The organism is Sporosarcina sp. P29 (assembly GCF_002743265.1).
GTDB lineage: Bacteria > Bacillota > Bacilli > Bacillales_A > Planococcaceae > Sporosarcina.
Genome location: NZ_PDYX01000053.1, coordinates 1 through 1,151 on the forward strand (window position 1 = coordinate 1; position 1,151 = coordinate 1,151).

2 protein-coding genes are annotated in these 1,151 nt (G+C 34.8%); both read left to right on the forward strand.

Annotated elements, in window-relative coordinates:
- Positions 1-60: 60 nt before the first annotated feature.
- Entirely contained in the window at positions 61-414 is a 354-nt protein-coding gene (locus CSV68_RS16470; RefSeq protein WP_099633611.1) for a hypothetical protein, read from the forward strand.
- A gap of 411 nt (positions 415-825) precedes the next feature.
- Positions 826-1,113 (forward strand): hypothetical protein, encoded by a 288-nt coding sequence (locus CSV68_RS16480; protein WP_099662665.1) that lies wholly within the window; start codon positions 826-828, stop codon positions 1,111-1,113.
- Positions 1,114-1,151: the final 38 nt, after the last annotated feature.

Below are 1,151 nucleotides of genomic sequence, written 5' to 3' on the forward strand. Positions count from 1 at the left end.
GGCCATTATGTTACTCAAACCAGAAGAAAGAAAAACTATTTTATTGAAAATAGATGAAAGATGGCGATTGGGATTACTTTTAAAGATGAAAAATGTCTACACATTTACGCTCAGGAATTTCCGCACGATGGGGCATTGATTGTAGGAAATAAATTAGCACTATTAGAATTGAGACGAGCGATTGATGAGGCCTTGAAGGAACGCGAATCTAAAGGGCATCTCACTGCGTCTGATGGAGAAGGTTATAGGGCTTACGTATTTAGGATTGAAGATGATGAGAGGGAACTATTTGAGTCTTTAGAAATGCCATATATTACGCAGTATGGTGATGTTAATTCGCATATGTATTTTGTGAATGGTGGAAAAGAAAACAAACCACCTAATCCTATCGGGATTTTGTGGGAAAGGAAATAATAACTATTCCTCAAATGAGGGCGATTGCTGCATAAAATAATCGTGCCCATACCGCATTCGGGCCATTTTGTTGGATAAACAAGAAATATTACGGACTGGAGGGGAATTGTATGTTTAGTTTTCAAACTTTTAAAGATAAACGGTATTGGATTCTGCTCCCTCCATTCATAGTTATCTTTGTAGGTATTTCTGTCTTTGCACCTAATTTTTTTTTAGAGAATCCTATTATGATTCTCATGCTTTTACTGTTAAATGGAATCTTGTTTTGGGTAACATACCATTCGTGGAAGTATATAGGGGATAAAAAACACAGAGATAATTAAAGTCTTAAGTTCAGTAACAGGGTGCGATTCTTAAATAAGGATCGTGCCCTTTTTCATAAAATGGGCCTTTAAGAAAGGTTGTTGTGATATGGATAAACTAAAAAGGTTTGATGATGTAACAGCGGATGAAAGTATTAGTGATGAACACTTTGTATTTTACTTGGAACAGGGTAGGGAAATTGAGTTTGTTTATCAGAAGCAAGAATATTTTATTTCACATTCTTTAGAAGGAAGAGCTATGTGGATTGGTCAAAAAAGGGTGAGCGAGTATTTTAATGACCTTAATCAATATATAATTGATTATGTGAAAATAGATGGAATTACTTTAGCGGATCTCATTAAACGAAAAGAAATTAAGATTACTACTGTTTTTTAGTAGAAGGATGAAATCATTCATCTTCGGTAATCGGGCCA